Consider the following 13326-nt stretch of genomic DNA (forward strand, 5'->3'; position numbering starts at 1 on the left):
CTGAATCCTACAAAGTAGCCGTAAAACCCCCGTTTAGCCTTCGGTCTCGTGCTCCAATTCTTCCGTGACCGTTTGTGTCTCTTTGCCTTTGGTCTTCAATTCACTGACGATCACGGCCGCCACGATCAGCCCCGCACCCACCAATGCAATCGCTGGCAGACGCTCCCCCGCGATGCGCCCGACGATTCCGGCCCACACCGGCTCACCGGCGTAGATCAAGGTCGCGCGGGTCGGCGAAACACTTTTCTGCGCCCAGTTCATCGCCACCTGAATCGCCGCGCTCATCGCGCCCAGGCCCAGGGCGGTGCTCAGCAACAGCCACGAGAAATCCGGAATCGCCTCGCCGGTCGGCACCACCATCAAGAAAGACAGGGCCGAGGTTACCGCCAGTTGCACCACCGTCACTCGGCGCACATCCACCTGCCCGGCGTAGTTACTGATGAGGATGATTTCGGCCGCAATCGCGATGGCGCTGATCAGCGTGGCGATTTCACCGGGGCTGAAATTCAGCGAAGCCCCGGATGGCCCGGAAAGCAGCATCAGTCCGGTAAACGCCAGCATGATGCCGATGCTCGGCATCAAACCCGGGCGCCGGCCCAGCACCAGCCATTGCAACAGCGGCACGAACGGCACGTACAACGCCGTGATGAACGCCGACTGGCTGCTTGGGATACTCTGCAACCCAACGGTCTGCAAGCCATAACCGAGCAGGATCGCCACGCCGATAAAGGCGCCAGCCTTGAATTCGAACAGGGTCAGTTCCCGCAAGTGTTTCCAGGAGAACAGCGCAACAATGCCTGCGGCGGCGGCAAAGCGCAGGCCGACGAAAAACATCGGGCCGCTGACGGTCATGGCGTGCTGCACCAGCAGGAAGGTGCCGCCCCAAAGCATGGTGATCAACACCAGCACGCACTCGGCTTTGCTGAACCGGGAAAACCGCAGGGGAGTTTGAGGGGAGTTGGCTGACGTCATGACCTTGCGCACTTTTAAGAAGGAGACGCACAATGCGCCAAATGGTGCGCAGTATACTGCCCAACCCCAGCCAGTGAGCAATATAGTGCACAGAGATTCCGTTCAGCGGGCTTCAGTCCTGCAACACGTCAGCCAGAACGTCCGGCGCCTGCGCCACGCCGCCGACATGAGCCAGACGGCCCTCGCCGAAAAGTCCGGGGTCAGCCGCCGAATGCTGGTGGCCATCGAGGCGGGTGAGAAGAATGTCAGTCTGACCACCCTCGACCGCGTCGCCGAAGCCCTCGAAGTGGCCTTCAGCGATCTGATCCAGGCCCCGGACAATCGCGATCCCGGCCGTATCAACGAACTTGCCTGGGCCGGCAGCATCCCCGGCAGCAAAGCCGTCTTGCTATCCAAGGCCAACGCCACCCGCGCGGTGGAGCAGTGGGAATGGTGCCTGCAACCGGGTGAGGTCTATCCGTCGCAACCGGACGCCGAGGGCTGGAGCGAACAGATCTTTGTGTTCGAAGGCTGCCTGACGCTGATGCTCGGCAATCAACCCCAGCGCATCGCCGCCGGCGAGTTTTTCATGTTCGCCAGCAATCAGCCGCACACCTACCGCAATGACGGGGAAGTGGCCGCGCGCTTCGTGCGCAATGTGGTGATCTGACGCCAGTCACCGTCGGTCGGATATAGCCTTTTACCTGTTATTTCTGACAGTAGACGTACATATCTCGTCGCCATTCAATGGTTCCAGGCAACGTCGTTGCTCAGCTCTCCTCTTTGGGCAGAGTTCACCCTCGTTAAGAAGGAATAAAGAAATGGAACCGGAAGCGCTCGAAATGAAAGAAGCAATTGGAACGGTACTCAGCCTGAAGAACGTGCCTGCAAAGGGGGCGACGGCCTTAATTCCAGTTCCTCCTCTTACCGATCCCGACGATCTTGTCGAATTGAGAATCAACGCTAAGGTGGTAGTCCCGGCTCAGTCGCCGGGCCCTGATATTGGTGGTTATTATGAGTTGCTGATTCCACGAACGGCGCTACTTGACAATCTTGGTGCTGGAAGGACGTTCGACTATATTCACTGGGCGGGGGGGGCTAACGACCAAAAATCTAAACCCGTCCAATACGACATCACCCACTGATTGTTAACTCCATGGCAGGTCCCGCATCTTTGGTGGCCTGCATTTTCATGTGTTTGCTGATCAACAGTAAAACCACATTCTGTTGAGTGGTTTCGAGGTACGGGATCAGATTTTTATCTTAACTATTTGATTTAAAACAACTAATAAAGCTGGCACGACTTCTGTATTGACGTCTGTGAAAACATTCTTCGCTGGAGTCGCTTCATGCCCATCTTTGTCCAATGCTTACCTTCCTCTCCTGTTATTCATGGAGTGCAGGGCAGGTACAATTTCAATCGTCACAGAAGTGATGTTTCTTGTGGCAGTTTTCGAATTAGCAGCATTGCTACTCCAATTTTTCGGAGCGCCATCTGATGCCCCGCGAAGTCCGCCTCAACGCCTTCGACATGAACTGCGTCGGCCATCAGTCGCCGGGCCTGTGGGCTCACCCTCGGGATCGCTCCTGGCAATACAAGGATCTGGAGTACTGGACCGATCTGGCGAAAGTCCTTGAGCGTGGCAAGTTCGACGGCTTGTTCATCGCCGACGTGCTGGGCATCTACGACGTCTACAACGGCAATGGCGAAGCGGCGATCCGGCAGGCGGCGCAGGTGCCGGTCAACGATCCGTTGCAACTGATTCCGCCGATGGCGCTGGTCACCGAACACCTCGGTTTCGGCCTGACTGCTTCGCTGTCCTTCGAACATCCGTATCCATTCGCCCGACGCCTGTCGACCCTCGATCACCTGACCAAGGGCCGGGCCGGCTGGAACATCGTCACCTCTTATCTGGAGAGCGGCGCGAAGAACATTGGCCAGCACGCCCAGACCGAACACGATGCGCGCTACGACTTCGCCGAGGAATACCTGGAGGTCTGCTACAAACTGTGGGAAGGCAGCTGGGAAGAGGGCGCGATCCTGCGGGATCGCGAGCGGCGGATTTTCAGTGACCCGAGCAAGATCCACGAGATCCGCCACCACGGCAAACACTTCCAGGTGCCGGGCATTCACCTTTGCGAACCGTCGCCGCAGCGCACGCCGGTTCTCTACCAGGCCGGCGCGTCCAGTCGTGGCAAGCAGTTTGCTGCCGAGCATGCCGAGTGTGTATTTGTCGCGGCACCGTCGAAAGTGCTGCTGAAGAAAACGGTGGCCGACATCCGCCGCCGCGCCGCCGAGGCCGGGCGCGATCCGTCGAAGATCCTGATCTTCAACCTGCAAACCGTGATCCTCGGCGAAACCGACGCCAAGGCCAAAGCCAAATTCGAAGAATACAAATCCTGGGTCAGCTACGAAGGCGCAATGGCGCTGATTTCCGGCTGGACCGGCATCGACTTCAGCCGCTTCAAACCGGACGAACCGCTCAAGCACGTACACACCAACGCCATTCAGTCGGCGGTCGAAGCGTTTTCCACGGCCGATCCGAACAAGGTCTGGACGCCCAGCGAACTGGCGGATTGGGTCGGTATCGGCGGCTTCGGCCCGTTGTTCGTCGGCAGCCCGGAAACGGTGGCGGACCTGTTGCAGGAATGGGTCGACGAAACCGACGTCGACGGCTTCAACCTGGCCTACGCGCTGACCCACGAAACGTTCATCGACGCGGTGGAATTGCTGGTGCCGGAGTTGCAGAAGCGCGGTGTCTACAAGACCGAGTACGCGCCGGGGACCTTGCGCGAGAAGCTGTTTGGCGAAGGGCCGAGACTGCCGGAGATCCATCCGGGCAGCGGCTATCGAAACCTCGGCGAGTTGCATCGGCAGGAGAAAAAGGTCGCGTCTGTCTAGACTCGCTCGCAGCGTCTGCACGAAACTGACTTGAGCAAACCCTCTGCAGCGAGAACGGCATGACTCAAACCGATACGGCCGACATCCTGATTGTCGGTGGCGGCCTCAGCGGCACGATGCTGGCGGTGCAACTGCTGCGCCTGCCGGGTCGGCGACGGATTCTGGTGATCGAGCCCCGGGCCGAACTGGGCCGGGGCGAAGCGTACAGCGCGGTTGAACTGGGCCACACGCTCAATGGCAACGCGGCGCGGATGAGCGTCGACCCGGACAATGCCGATGACCTGACTCAATGGCTGACCGATCACATTGCCGGTGGCGGCTGGCCGGAATCGGATCAGCAGCATGTGCCAGTCAGTGAACTGTTTCCGCCACGGGGCCTGTTTGGCGTCTATGTGCAGCAGCGTCTGACCGAAGCGCAGCAGGTGGGCGCGCAGCACGGTTCGACGGTCGAGCACGTGCGCGCAGAGGTGATTGATGTACAGGCTGCAGTTGATTCGGTGCAGCTCACCTTGAGCGACGGCCAGCGACTGCAAGGCGCTTTTGCGGTGCTCGCCACCGGCATGTTCCCCGCCGCCCGTACGCCGCAAAAGCAATCCAGCGGCCTCAACGCCGCAGGGCTGGATCCTTGGGATGTGGGCGCCATGCGCCAGCTCGATCCGCAATCCACGGTGTTGATCATCGGCTCCGGCCTGACCATGGTCGATGCCGTGGTCTCGCTGGAGCAGGCCGGGCATCGCGGGCCGATCGAAGTGTTTTCCCGGCACGGGCTGTTGCCCCATGTGCGTCGGCAGCCGCCTGCGTGGGTGGACTTCCTCGCCGAGGATCACAGCATCCGCACGCCGCGCCAGTTACTGCGCGAATTGCGCCGGCATTGCCGCGACGCCATCGCCCAAGGCATCGACTGGCAGGCGCCGCTCGACACCGTGCGGGCGCACATCGGTCGCTTGTGGAGCCAGGCCAGCGATGCGCAGCGCCGGCAGTTCGTGCGCCATGTGCGACCGTGGTGGGAAAGTCATCACCATCGTTCACCGCCGCTGAGCGCGGAACTGGTCGAGCGTCTGCACCGGGAAGGGCGATTGCGCATTCATGCGGCGTCTTACAAGGGGCTTGAGCCGGCGCCGGACGGCGTGAGTATCCGCATTCGCCCTCGCGGTGAGGCCGAAACCCGCGTAGTGCAGGGCGCGGCGTTGATCAATTCCAGCGGCATCGAATACGACTGGCGCCGGGTCGCGCGACCGTTGCCGCAGCAGTTGCTGGCGCGCGGTCTGGTTCGGCCGGGGCCATTGGCGCTGGGCATCGCGGCAGCGGTGGACGGCGCTGTGCTGGATGAAGAGGGTCGGGTCTCGAACCGCCTGTTCGCCATGGGCCCGCCGTTGCGCGGGATGTGGTGGGAGAGCACCGCCGTCACCGATGTGGCGTTGCAGGCCAAGGCACTGGCCGCGCGTCTGGTTCGCTGACACCCAAATGCAAGAAACCCCGCTTCGGCGGGGTTTCCTGTTTCTGGCAGCTCAAACCGATCACTCAGTAGCGCTGATATTTGGACCCGAATTCCGGGCGATTTTCCGCGACGTACAGTTTGGTCTGTTCGGCGTTCTGTTGGAGTTTGAGGCCTTGGTGTTCGGCGTCGTTGCTGACGGTGTCGACGTTCAGGGTGCCGGACTGGCCAACGGTCGCAGCCGCGACAACTGGAGTGCTGGCGTGTGGGGCAGCGATGGCGGAAGTGGCGCCGATCAGGGAAACAATGAAGCCGAGTGCGATGATGTCTTTCATGATGTTGCTCCAGAGAGTGGGGAGAAGATGGGGCCCACTGTAGTGCTGGAGGGTTTTGATGTGAAAACACCCTTGCGCATAGTTGTTATCGAAGGTGTTGATGCGCGATCAGCGCGGTAGGGTATTGCTCAGCCAGCGCTGGCGCAGCTTCTCCAGACGGCCGTCGGCCCGCAATGTATCCAGCGCCTGCTGCCAGCGTGCGACCTGTTTCGGATCGGTCTGCGGCGAAAAGGCAATGTAGGTGTTCTGTTTCATCAACGGGATCTGGTACTGCAAGCGTCCCGGCTCCATGCCTTGTTCGCGGGCGAGGGCGGCTTTGGACCAGGTATCGGAGACCACGAAATCGGTACGCCCCAGGCTGAACAGCCGCATCATCTGCTCCGGGGTTTCCACGCCGTAGAGGTTGTTCAGGTCTTGTCCTTGCAGGTAGCTGTAGACCAGCCATTTGCGCGGCACGGTGATCCGGCCCAGATGATCGGCTTCACGCAGGCTGTGCACTGGAGGCTGGAGATTGTCGCGGGCGTACAGTGCGGTTTCGACTTCGATCAGCGGCCCGACCCATTGATAGCGATCGTCGCGTTCGTCGGTACGCAGCACGGTGAATACGCCGGTGTCGGGGGTGTCGCTGGCCATGCGCAGGGCGCGCAGCAGCGGGACTTGTTGCAGATGGATACGGTCGCCGGTCTGGGTCGCCAGGGCCTGTACCACGTCCACACCGAATCCCGCGAGCTGATCACCTTGCATGAAATGCAGGGGCGGGTGGTTGTCGGTGAGCAGTTGCAGGTCCGCCGCAGTGGCCGTCAGGGCCAGCATTGACAGCAGACAGGCGGCAAATCGTTTCATGGATCGTCCCTGAACAAATCAATCGCGCAGCTTAGTACGAGCCATGACGGCTGTCGTGGGGAAACAGCGGGGCTTTTGTGTCAGAGAACAAGGCTTATCGGTAGTAGCGAGGGGCCCAGGCTACCTGATTAATGACTGATAGTAGTTATCCTGTGGTTCTTGCTCAAAGTGCACGTTCCGCAGGAACGTGTGTAGAGAACCGAAGTTTCGTTCCCCAGCTAGGCACCGGGCTTGCTCAAAATGAAGCTCAATGGTCTTGAAACTGTCTTCCATGATGTTCATCGCTCGGGTGAAAACTCCGGCATCACCCCAGTCAGAAATGATTCTGCGCTTCTGCAAGTCCGTTCTTTTACTTTTGATTAATGGACTGTTGGCCAGGATCATGAGAAACGTTTTCGGACCTCCTTCCAAATCAGGGGCAAAGCCTTTTTTCTTGAAGTGGGGCGTGTGATTTATATCGCAGTAGTCATTGATGTAGCGGTAATAGACGGCAAGTTCCAGCATCAAGTCCTGCAATGCCAAATAAACTGCTACCGGCATCGGATTGAGGCTTTGGCATGAGTCCAGGATAAACATGAAAAAGCATCCGGTATTGGCTTGTGCAATAAAACGATATTGATCCAGCGTCGGTAGGCTGTCGCCTGCACTCAACTGCGTGTCGAGGTGCTGACCGATGTGCAACGCCTCGAGACTTCCCAGGGCTGCGTGAATAAGATTCGGATCCCCCAAAGCGTTCAACTTTTGCAGGCCTTCAATGTAGCCATACATACCGGATACCAGTGCGCTGGCGATACCGAATTTCACCCAGACGGACGGGGCACCACGACGTGTAGGGTCTTCGTCAATGATGTCATCGTGTACCAGAGACGCCGTGTTGAAGAGCTCGACAATCTGGCAAAGCGTTTGCGCATGCATCGGCGCTAATTGGTAAATGTCCGCAAGCGCGAGCGTCAGTGCTGTCCTGACTTTCATGCCGGCGTGCTGTTCTTGATAGTTAAAGGCCAACGTCCAGAGTTCTCTGGCTTGCGCGTAGGTTGAGCTGGTTGATTGCAACATTGCAGAAGACTCTTTGGGCGGGTTGCCAACAGCGTACTTCTGGCAAGGGCGGGTTATACGGGAGTGACAGTTGAAACGTAGCGTATTTTTTGTGGCGATTCATGCTCAAGTAAAAACCGATTGGTTATCGACTGTAGAATTTTCAGATATATCCAGATGTTGTCTGAAGAGAGGTTGAGTGCCGAACTTGTCACTTGCTCAAATTTGTCTAGTTTTAGAATGAAGTTTTAACCCCACATGCAAAGTGAAGCCTGGTCCGACGTATCGTCCAGTCTTGAAGGGCGACGGTGACGAGAATGGAAGAGCTGATTCTTGTAGATGAATACGATCGGGAAACCGGAACTGCCGAAAAAATGCAGGTTCACCGCGACGGACTTTTGCATCGCGCCTTCTCCATCTTCATTTTCGATTTGAAAGGCCGACTGCTCCTGCAAAAACGGGCGCTGGGCAAATATCACTCTCAAGGATTATGGACTAATACGTGTTGTGGTCATCCTCGAGCCGGCGAACCGATCCTTGCGGCAGCCAGACGACGATTGTTCGAAGAAATGGGACTGGACTGCCCAGCGCTGATCGAGGTCGAGGCCTTCGTTTATCGGACACCGGTTTCGAATGGTTTGATCGAGAACGAGTATGACCACGTCTTTGTCGGGCTCAGTCGAGTGGATCCCAAGGTGAATTCCGATGAAGCGATGGATTGGAGATGGTCAAGTCTGCATGCGGTTTTTGGCGAAATCAGGCGAGATGCGGCACAGTTCACCGTCTGGCTGCAGTTAATTTTCAGGCAGCACGACATCTCGACCGTACGCGGGTGGCACAAGCAGCTTCGTGACCGTGACGCGTTAATCAAACAGCATCGAAAAGACTTCGCTCTTCCACCTCGGCTGCAACGGCTTTCATTTGCGCTAAGCCCCCATGCTCAGGCAGCGGAACTGCATACTCGCCAATGGCTGATTCGACTGGGGCTGGAGGATGGGCCGCATGCGCGTCATCAACTTGATATATACCAGCCAGGGCTCTACGCCGGTTATATGTGGCCCGATGCAGGCTGTGAGGACCTTCTGTTGTTTGCTCACCTCACCGGGTGGTTCAGTTGTCAAGACGATCTGGCCGATGAGGATTTGAGTCAGGCACCTGAGTTACTGGAGCAGAGCATCCGTGACGTGCATGAGATGGCAAGCCGCGATGGACAACCGTTTTGCACCGGTCTGGCGGGCGGTCTGGCGGACATCATTCAGCAGGCGGGGGCGCAGATGCCCGCGCAGTGGCGACAACGAACGCTTGAGCAATATGAAAGTTATCTCTATCCCTGTTTGCGCGCAGCGATGCATCGGCTTGAAGGTTCGCAGCCGGCCGAACAGGATTTTGAAAGTGTCTGGCGCAATGCCGGCGGGTTTCAGGTGTGTGTGGAATTCAATTACTTCGCCGATCGTGTACACCTGCCATCTCGTGTTTATTACAGCGACATCTGGCAGGCGCTACGCAGGCTGAGCTTGAACCTGCTGAAGGCTGTTAATGACTTGTTGTCTTTCTCCATCATGAAAAACCCCATGGAGGACGTGTACAACCTGCTGACTCATCTCATTCATCATCGACAATGTTCCCCGCGTGAAGCTGCCAGCGAGGTTCGCCGTCGAATCGATGTGTGGGCCGGTGAGTTTTTCAAGCTGCAACGGCGCTTGCCGCGCGAGCTGGATCGACTTGAGTGCGACGATGTTTTACGCGAACAAGTCTTGCGCAGTGCCCGGACGCTCGAGGTGCAATGGCACGGCAATATTGCATGGCATCTGACAGTGCCTCGTTACCGGGAAGTCGTGATCGCTGCGGGGGTGTGACACCCCCGGCAGGAATCGAGTACGACGGGTACAGCCGATCAGTAGCGCTGATACTTGGAACCGAACTCGGGACGGTTCTCGGCGACCAGTACGCTGCGGGCCGAGCGCTCGCGCAGTTCCTGCAAGCGGTCGGCGCCACCTTCAGCGACGCGTTCGCGCAACTCTTGCAAACGGTCAGCACCGCCTTCGGCTACGCGTTCACGCAGTTCCTGCAAGCGATCGGCACCGCCTTCAGCCACGCGTTCACGCAGTTCCTGCAAACGGTCCGCGCCACCTTCGGCAACGCGATCCTTCTGCAGGTTTTCCGAACCGTACTCGGCAACCAGTGGTTGGGAGCTGGCGGACGCCAGGTCGGCCATGGCCAGGCCGCCCAGCAGGCTGAGTGCGAGTACCAGGGATTTCGAGGACTTGAACATGGTGCTTCTCCTTGCGTTTGATGATGAGTGAACCAGTGCTTTCTGGTGGGTTCATTCAAACGCGAGGGTGTATCGCTGATATGTGGTGTTACGGCCCAAAAACACCGGTTACGTATCTGCGCGGCGAATTTATACAGAACGATACAAATCCGTCAGGATTCGGCGAGCATCTCCACGGCGAAGGAGAACACATAACCCTCGTTGCGCACGGTCTTGATGTAGGTCGGCTCGCGGGAGTCGTCCAGCAGCCGCTGACGCAGGCGGCTGACCAGCAAATCGATGGAGCGGTCGAACAGGTCGGCGTCGCGACCCTGAGTCAGATTGAGCAACTGGTCGCGGCTGAGCACCCGTTGCGGATGATCGAGAAACACCCGGAGCAGGCGATACTCGGCGCCGCTGAGGGCGACCATGGTGTCGTCTTCATCGAGCAGATGTCGGGCGGTGGTGTCCAGGCGCCAGCGACCGAACGCGAGCAGCCGCCCGGTTTCGGTGATCAGCAGATTGGGCGGCAGCATTCGCGTGCGGCGCAGCACGGCGTTGATCCGCGCCAGCAGCTCGCGGGCGGCGAAGGGTTTGGTCAGGTAATCGTCGGCGCCCATTTCCAGGCCGAGGATGCGGTCTGTCTGGTCGTCGCGGGCGGTGAGCATCAGGATCGGGATCGCCTTGTGCTTGCCGGCGCGCAACTCGCGGCACAGCACCAACCCGTCATCGCCGGGGAGCATGATGTCGAGCACGATCAGGTCGACCGTGTTGGCTTCCAGAAAGCTGCGCATCTGCCGGCCATCGGCGACCACGGTGCTGCGCAGGCCGTTTTTTGTCAGGTAATTGCCGACCAGTTCGCGGATCTCGCGGTCATCGTCGACGATCAGGATGTGGTTGATGTGATCCATGGTTCACACTCTTTTTGTGGGAGCGAGCTTGCTCGCGAAGGCGGTCCGTCAGTCAACAAAGATGCTGAATTCGATTGCCCCTTCGCCGGCAAGCCCGCTCCCACAGTGTTATGGGATGGCCTGAAGAATGGGTCTTCAGGCTTATTCATAGGCGGTGTCAGGACACCACGCGATAGCACGGCACATACGCCGCGCCGCCCGGCAGTTTCATCCGGTGCTGGGCGACGAAGGCTTTGAGCAGCAGATCGAGCGGCTGCATGATCGCGGCGTCGCCACGGATCTGATACGGCCCGTGTTCCTCGATCAGACGAATGCCCTTGTCCTTGACGTTGCCGGCGACAATCCCGGAGAACGCGCGGCGCAGGTTGGCCGCCAGTTCGTGGGGCGGCTGATCGCGGTGCAGCTTGAGGTTGGCCATGTTCTCGTGGGTCGGATCGAACGGGCGCTGGAAGCCTTCGTCGATCTTCAGCAGCCAGTTGAAGTGGAATGCATCGGCGCGTTCGCGGCGGAACTGCTTCACGGCCTTCAGGCCCGCGGTCATCTGCCGCGCCACTTCCGCCGGGTTGTCGATGATGATTTCGTAGTGCTTTTTCGCCGCTTCGCCGAGGGTGGCGGTGACGAAGGCGTCCAGTTGTTCCAGGTATGGCGCGGCGTGTTTTGGCCCGGTCAGGATCACTGGGAACGGCAGGCCTGCGTTATCCGGGTGCATCAGGATGCCCAGCAGGTACAGGAACTCTTCGGCAGTGCCGGCGCCGCCCGGGAAGATGATGATGCCGTGGCCGACGCGGACGAAGGCTTCCAGGCGTTTTTCGATGTCTGGCAGGATCACCAGTTCGTTGACGATCGGGTTCGGCGCTTCGGCGGCGATGATGCCCGGCTCGGTTAGACCGAGGTAACGGCCGCCGTGAATTCGCTGTTTGGCGTGGGCGATGGTCGCGCCTTTCATCGGGCCTTTCATCACGCCCGGGCCGCAGCCGGTGCAGATATCGAGGCTGCGCAGGCCCAGTTCGTGGCCGACTTTCTTGGTGTATTTGTATTCTTCGGTGTTGATCGAGTGGCCGCCCCAGCACACGACGATTTTCGGCTCGACGCCCGGGCGCAGGGTGCGCGCGTTGCGCAGCAGGTGGAAGACGTAGTCGCTGATGCCTTGGGAGGTGCTGAGGTCGATGCTCAAAGCGTCGAGTTCGTTCTCGGTGTAGACGATGTCGCGCAGGGCACTGAACAGCATTTCCCGGGTGCTGGCGATCATTTCGCCGTCGACGAAGGCGTCGGCCGGTGCGTTCAGCAGTTCCAGGCGCACGCCGCGATCCTGCTGGTGGATGCGGATTTCGAAGTCTTTGTAGGCTTCAAGGATGGTTTTTGCGTTATCGACATGGGCGCCAGTATTGAGGATTGCCAGGGCGCACTGGCGAAAGAGGGTGTAGGTGCTGCCGGTTCCGGCCTGGCTCAGTTGCTGAACTTCACGTTGGGAAAGGGTTTCGAGGCTGCCTTTCGGGCTGACCGAGGCATTGATTACGTGTCGTTGGGTCATGCAGTGATCCTTAAAACGATGTCATTGCCGGCATGGCCAATGGCATCCGAATAGTGTGTATCCATGAATGAAGATGGCACGATCTGCGTGGTATCGCCATGTCCCCGTTGGACTTTGAAAAGATGAAAAGGCGCTCCAGCATAGCTAAATCCGCCCCAGAGGCGATAATGCGCAGCCTCTTTTTAACTCAAGCCATGGAAGCCTGTCGCGATGTTCGAGATTCAACCGATCGATGCCATCACTTATCGCCAGCAGACCCGGCGCAGCACGCTGATCATCGCGGTGCTGTTTCTGGTGCTGGCGATGGCGTTTTCGACGGCGGCGGTGGCGCTGTTCGGCGAGCCGGGCGGGGATAATCTGCGGTTCAATGTCGGCGGGGTGTTTGGCGCATTTCTGCTGACGGCGGCGTTGCTGCGCGGACGTTTCTGGAACCAGACCTGGATGGCCCCGGCAGTGTACGGCTGGCGGCTCAAGCGCAGCCTGATGAGCGTCACCAACGTCATGCATCAAGTGACGGCGGCAGTGGAGAAGGGTGATCCGGTGGCAATGAAAGTGCTGCGTTTCTATCACCTGGGCCTGACCCAGATGCATGAGCTGGATGGCAACTCCAGCGATCACGCGCAATTGCACCGGGAAGTCGAAGCGCACAAGGCGCGGATGGAGGCGCTCGGTATGGACACCGATCAGACGCGCCTTGATCCGGCCTGGCTGGAAACGTTGAAAGCGGGTTAAAACGGAATGCGCGCGGCGCGTCTGAGTTTCCAGCGGCGGATCAGGCGCCCGTAGACCAGCAGGTTGACCACCAGCACCACGCTGCCCAGTACCAACTGAATCTGCGGGGTCAGCCCGGCCGGGTAGATGATCGGCCAGACGTAATGTTCGATGAAACCGCCGGCATACTCTGTTTGCCCGGCGGCGTGGCGCATCAGGTTTTCCCAATAGGTCAGCGGACAGGTCAGGTGCAACACCTCGACCGCCACGCCCCAGGCCGCCGCTGGCAAATGCAGCCACATCAGCCGCGGCCACTTGAGTACCAGCAGTCCGCCGAACAGCACGAACAGAATGAACAGCAAATGAAACAGCACCAGCCCGTCGGCGGCTATTCGATACAGCATGTCGTCTCCCTGACGCG

General features: G+C 59.1%; 14 protein-coding genes. 6 read left to right on the plus strand and 8 right to left on the minus strand.

Annotated features, from left to right (window positions below; all coding sequences use genetic code 11):
- Positions 1-33: 33 nt before the first annotated feature.
- A complete protein-coding gene (locus tag ACKUG4_RS24420; RefSeq protein WP_085648382.1) occupies positions 34-972 on the minus strand; it encodes a DMT family transporter in 939 nt (312 codons plus the stop codon).
- An 85-nt stretch (positions 973-1057) separates the two neighbouring features.
- On the opposite strand from ACKUG4_RS24420, the gene ACKUG4_RS24425 reads away from it, so the two are divergent.
- The 4 genes from ACKUG4_RS24425 (at position 1058) to ACKUG4_RS24440 (ending at position 5310) form a co-directional block, all read left to right on the plus strand.
- Entirely contained in the window at positions 1058-1621 is a 564-nt protein-coding gene (locus ACKUG4_RS24425) for a helix-turn-helix domain-containing protein (protein WP_445435003.1), read from the plus strand.
- A gap of 151 nt (positions 1622-1772) precedes the next feature.
- Positions 1773-2096, plus strand: coding sequence for a hypothetical protein (locus ACKUG4_RS24430; RefSeq protein WP_445435004.1), 324 nt, complete (start codon positions 1773-1775; stop codon positions 2094-2096).
- 353 nt (positions 2097-2449) lie between these two features.
- Positions 2450-3853, plus strand: a complete 1404-nt coding sequence (locus ACKUG4_RS24435) for an LLM class flavin-dependent oxidoreductase (RefSeq protein WP_445435005.1) — start codon at positions 2450-2452, stop codon at positions 3851-3853.
- A gap of 59 nt (positions 3854-3912) precedes the next feature.
- Complete coding sequence (locus ACKUG4_RS24440) at positions 3913-5310, plus strand: FAD/NAD(P)-binding protein (protein ID WP_445435006.1); 1398 nt, start codon at positions 3913-3915, stop codon at positions 5308-5310.
- A gap of 64 nt (positions 5311-5374) precedes the next feature.
- Here ACKUG4_RS24440 and ACKUG4_RS24445 read toward each other — a convergent pair whose 3' ends face one another.
- The 3 genes from ACKUG4_RS24445 to ACKUG4_RS24455 form a co-directional block, all read right to left on the minus strand.
- Entirely contained in the window at positions 5375-5623 is a 249-nt protein-coding gene (locus tag ACKUG4_RS24445; protein WP_039767006.1) for a hypothetical protein, read from the minus strand.
- Positions 5624-5731: 108 nt separating this feature from the next.
- Positions 5732-6466 (minus strand): substrate-binding periplasmic protein, encoded by a 735-nt coding sequence (locus ACKUG4_RS24450; protein ID WP_064597387.1) that lies wholly within the window; start codon positions 6464-6466, stop codon positions 5732-5734.
- Positions 6467-6586: 120 nt separating this feature from the next.
- A complete protein-coding gene (locus tag ACKUG4_RS24455; protein WP_064597385.1) occupies positions 6587-7522 on the minus strand; it encodes a polyprenyl synthetase family protein in 936 nt (311 codons plus the stop codon).
- A 296-nt stretch (positions 7523-7818) separates the two neighbouring features.
- Here ACKUG4_RS24455 and idi point away from each other — a divergent pair, with 296 nt between their 5' ends.
- On the plus strand, positions 7819-9357 hold the full coding sequence (idi, locus tag ACKUG4_RS24460; RefSeq protein ID WP_237233727.1) for an isopentenyl-diphosphate Delta-isomerase: 1539 nt from the start codon (positions 7819-7821) through the stop codon (positions 9355-9357).
- A gap of 38 nt (positions 9358-9395) precedes the next feature.
- Here idi and ACKUG4_RS24465 read toward each other — a convergent pair whose 3' ends face one another.
- The 3 genes from ACKUG4_RS24465 to ppnN form a co-directional block, all read right to left on the minus strand.
- Entirely contained in the window at positions 9396-9773 is a 378-nt protein-coding gene (locus ACKUG4_RS24465) for a hypothetical protein (protein ID WP_011334679.1), read from the minus strand.
- A gap of 152 nt (positions 9774-9925) precedes the next feature.
- A complete protein-coding gene (locus tag ACKUG4_RS24470; protein WP_039766999.1) occupies positions 9926-10663 on the minus strand; it encodes a response regulator in 738 nt (245 codons plus the stop codon).
- Positions 10664-10820: 157 nt separating this feature from the next.
- Positions 10821-12194 (minus strand): nucleotide 5'-monophosphate nucleosidase PpnN, encoded by a 1374-nt coding sequence (ppnN, locus tag ACKUG4_RS24475; protein ID WP_039766997.1) that lies wholly within the window; start codon positions 12192-12194, stop codon positions 10821-10823.
- A 210-nt stretch (positions 12195-12404) separates the two neighbouring features.
- Here ppnN and ACKUG4_RS24480 point away from each other — a divergent pair, with 210 nt between their 5' ends.
- Positions 12405-12926, plus strand: coding sequence for a DUF3087 domain-containing protein (locus tag ACKUG4_RS24480; protein ID WP_445435007.1), 522 nt, complete (start codon positions 12405-12407; stop codon positions 12924-12926).
- Here ACKUG4_RS24480 and ACKUG4_RS24485 read toward each other — a convergent pair.
- A complete protein-coding gene (locus ACKUG4_RS24485; protein ID WP_039766992.1) occupies positions 12923-13309 on the minus strand; it encodes a DUF2784 domain-containing protein in 387 nt (128 codons plus the stop codon). The genes ACKUG4_RS24480 and ACKUG4_RS24485 overlap by 4 nt on opposite strands.
- Between the last annotated feature and the right edge of the window lie 17 nt (positions 13310-13326).

The organism is Candidatus Pseudomonas auctus (assembly GCF_048654275.1).
In the GTDB taxonomy this organism is placed as follows: Bacteria; Pseudomonadota; Gammaproteobacteria; order Pseudomonadales; family Pseudomonadaceae; genus Aquipseudomonas; species Aquipseudomonas pharyngis.

Coding starts and splice junctions, on each gene's coding strand:
- ACKUG4_RS24455 (WP_064597385.1), bottom strand. CDS start 7,522: ATGTTGCAATCAACCAGCTCAACCTACGCGCAAGCCAGAGAACTCTGG.
- ppnN (WP_039766997.1), bottom strand. CDS start 12,194: ATGACCCAACGACACGTAATCAATGCCTCGGTCAGCCCGAAAGGCAGC.
- ACKUG4_RS24420 (WP_085648382.1), bottom strand. CDS start 972: ATGACGTCAGCCAACTCCCCTCAAACTCCCCTGCGGTTTTCCCGGTTC.
- idi (WP_237233727.1), top strand. CDS start 7,819: ATGGAAGAGCTGATTCTTGTAGATGAATACGATCGGGAAACCGGAACT.
- ACKUG4_RS24470 (WP_039766999.1), bottom strand. CDS start 10,663: ATGGATCACATCAACCACATCCTGATCGTCGACGATGACCGCGAGATC.
- ACKUG4_RS24450 (WP_064597387.1), bottom strand. CDS start 6,466: ATGAAACGATTTGCCGCCTGTCTGCTGTCAATGCTGGCCCTGACGGCC.
- ACKUG4_RS24430 (WP_445435004.1), top strand. CDS start 1,773: ATGGAACCGGAAGCGCTCGAAATGAAAGAAGCAATTGGAACGGTACTC.
- ACKUG4_RS24480 (WP_445435007.1), top strand. CDS start 12,405: ATGTTCGAGATTCAACCGATCGATGCCATCACTTATCGCCAGCAGACC.
- ACKUG4_RS24435 (WP_445435005.1), top strand. CDS start 2,450: ATGCCCCGCGAAGTCCGCCTCAACGCCTTCGACATGAACTGCGTCGGC.
- ACKUG4_RS24440 (WP_445435006.1), top strand. CDS start 3,913: ATGACTCAAACCGATACGGCCGACATCCTGATTGTCGGTGGCGGCCTC.
- ACKUG4_RS24465 (WP_011334679.1), bottom strand. CDS start 9,773: ATGTTCAAGTCCTCGAAATCCCTGGTACTCGCACTCAGCCTGCTGGGC.
- ACKUG4_RS24445 (WP_039767006.1), bottom strand. CDS start 5,623: ATGAAAGACATCATCGCACTCGGCTTCATTGTTTCCCTGATCGGCGCC.
- ACKUG4_RS24485 (WP_039766992.1), bottom strand. CDS start 13,309: ATGCTGTATCGAATAGCCGCCGACGGGCTGGTGCTGTTTCATTTGCTG.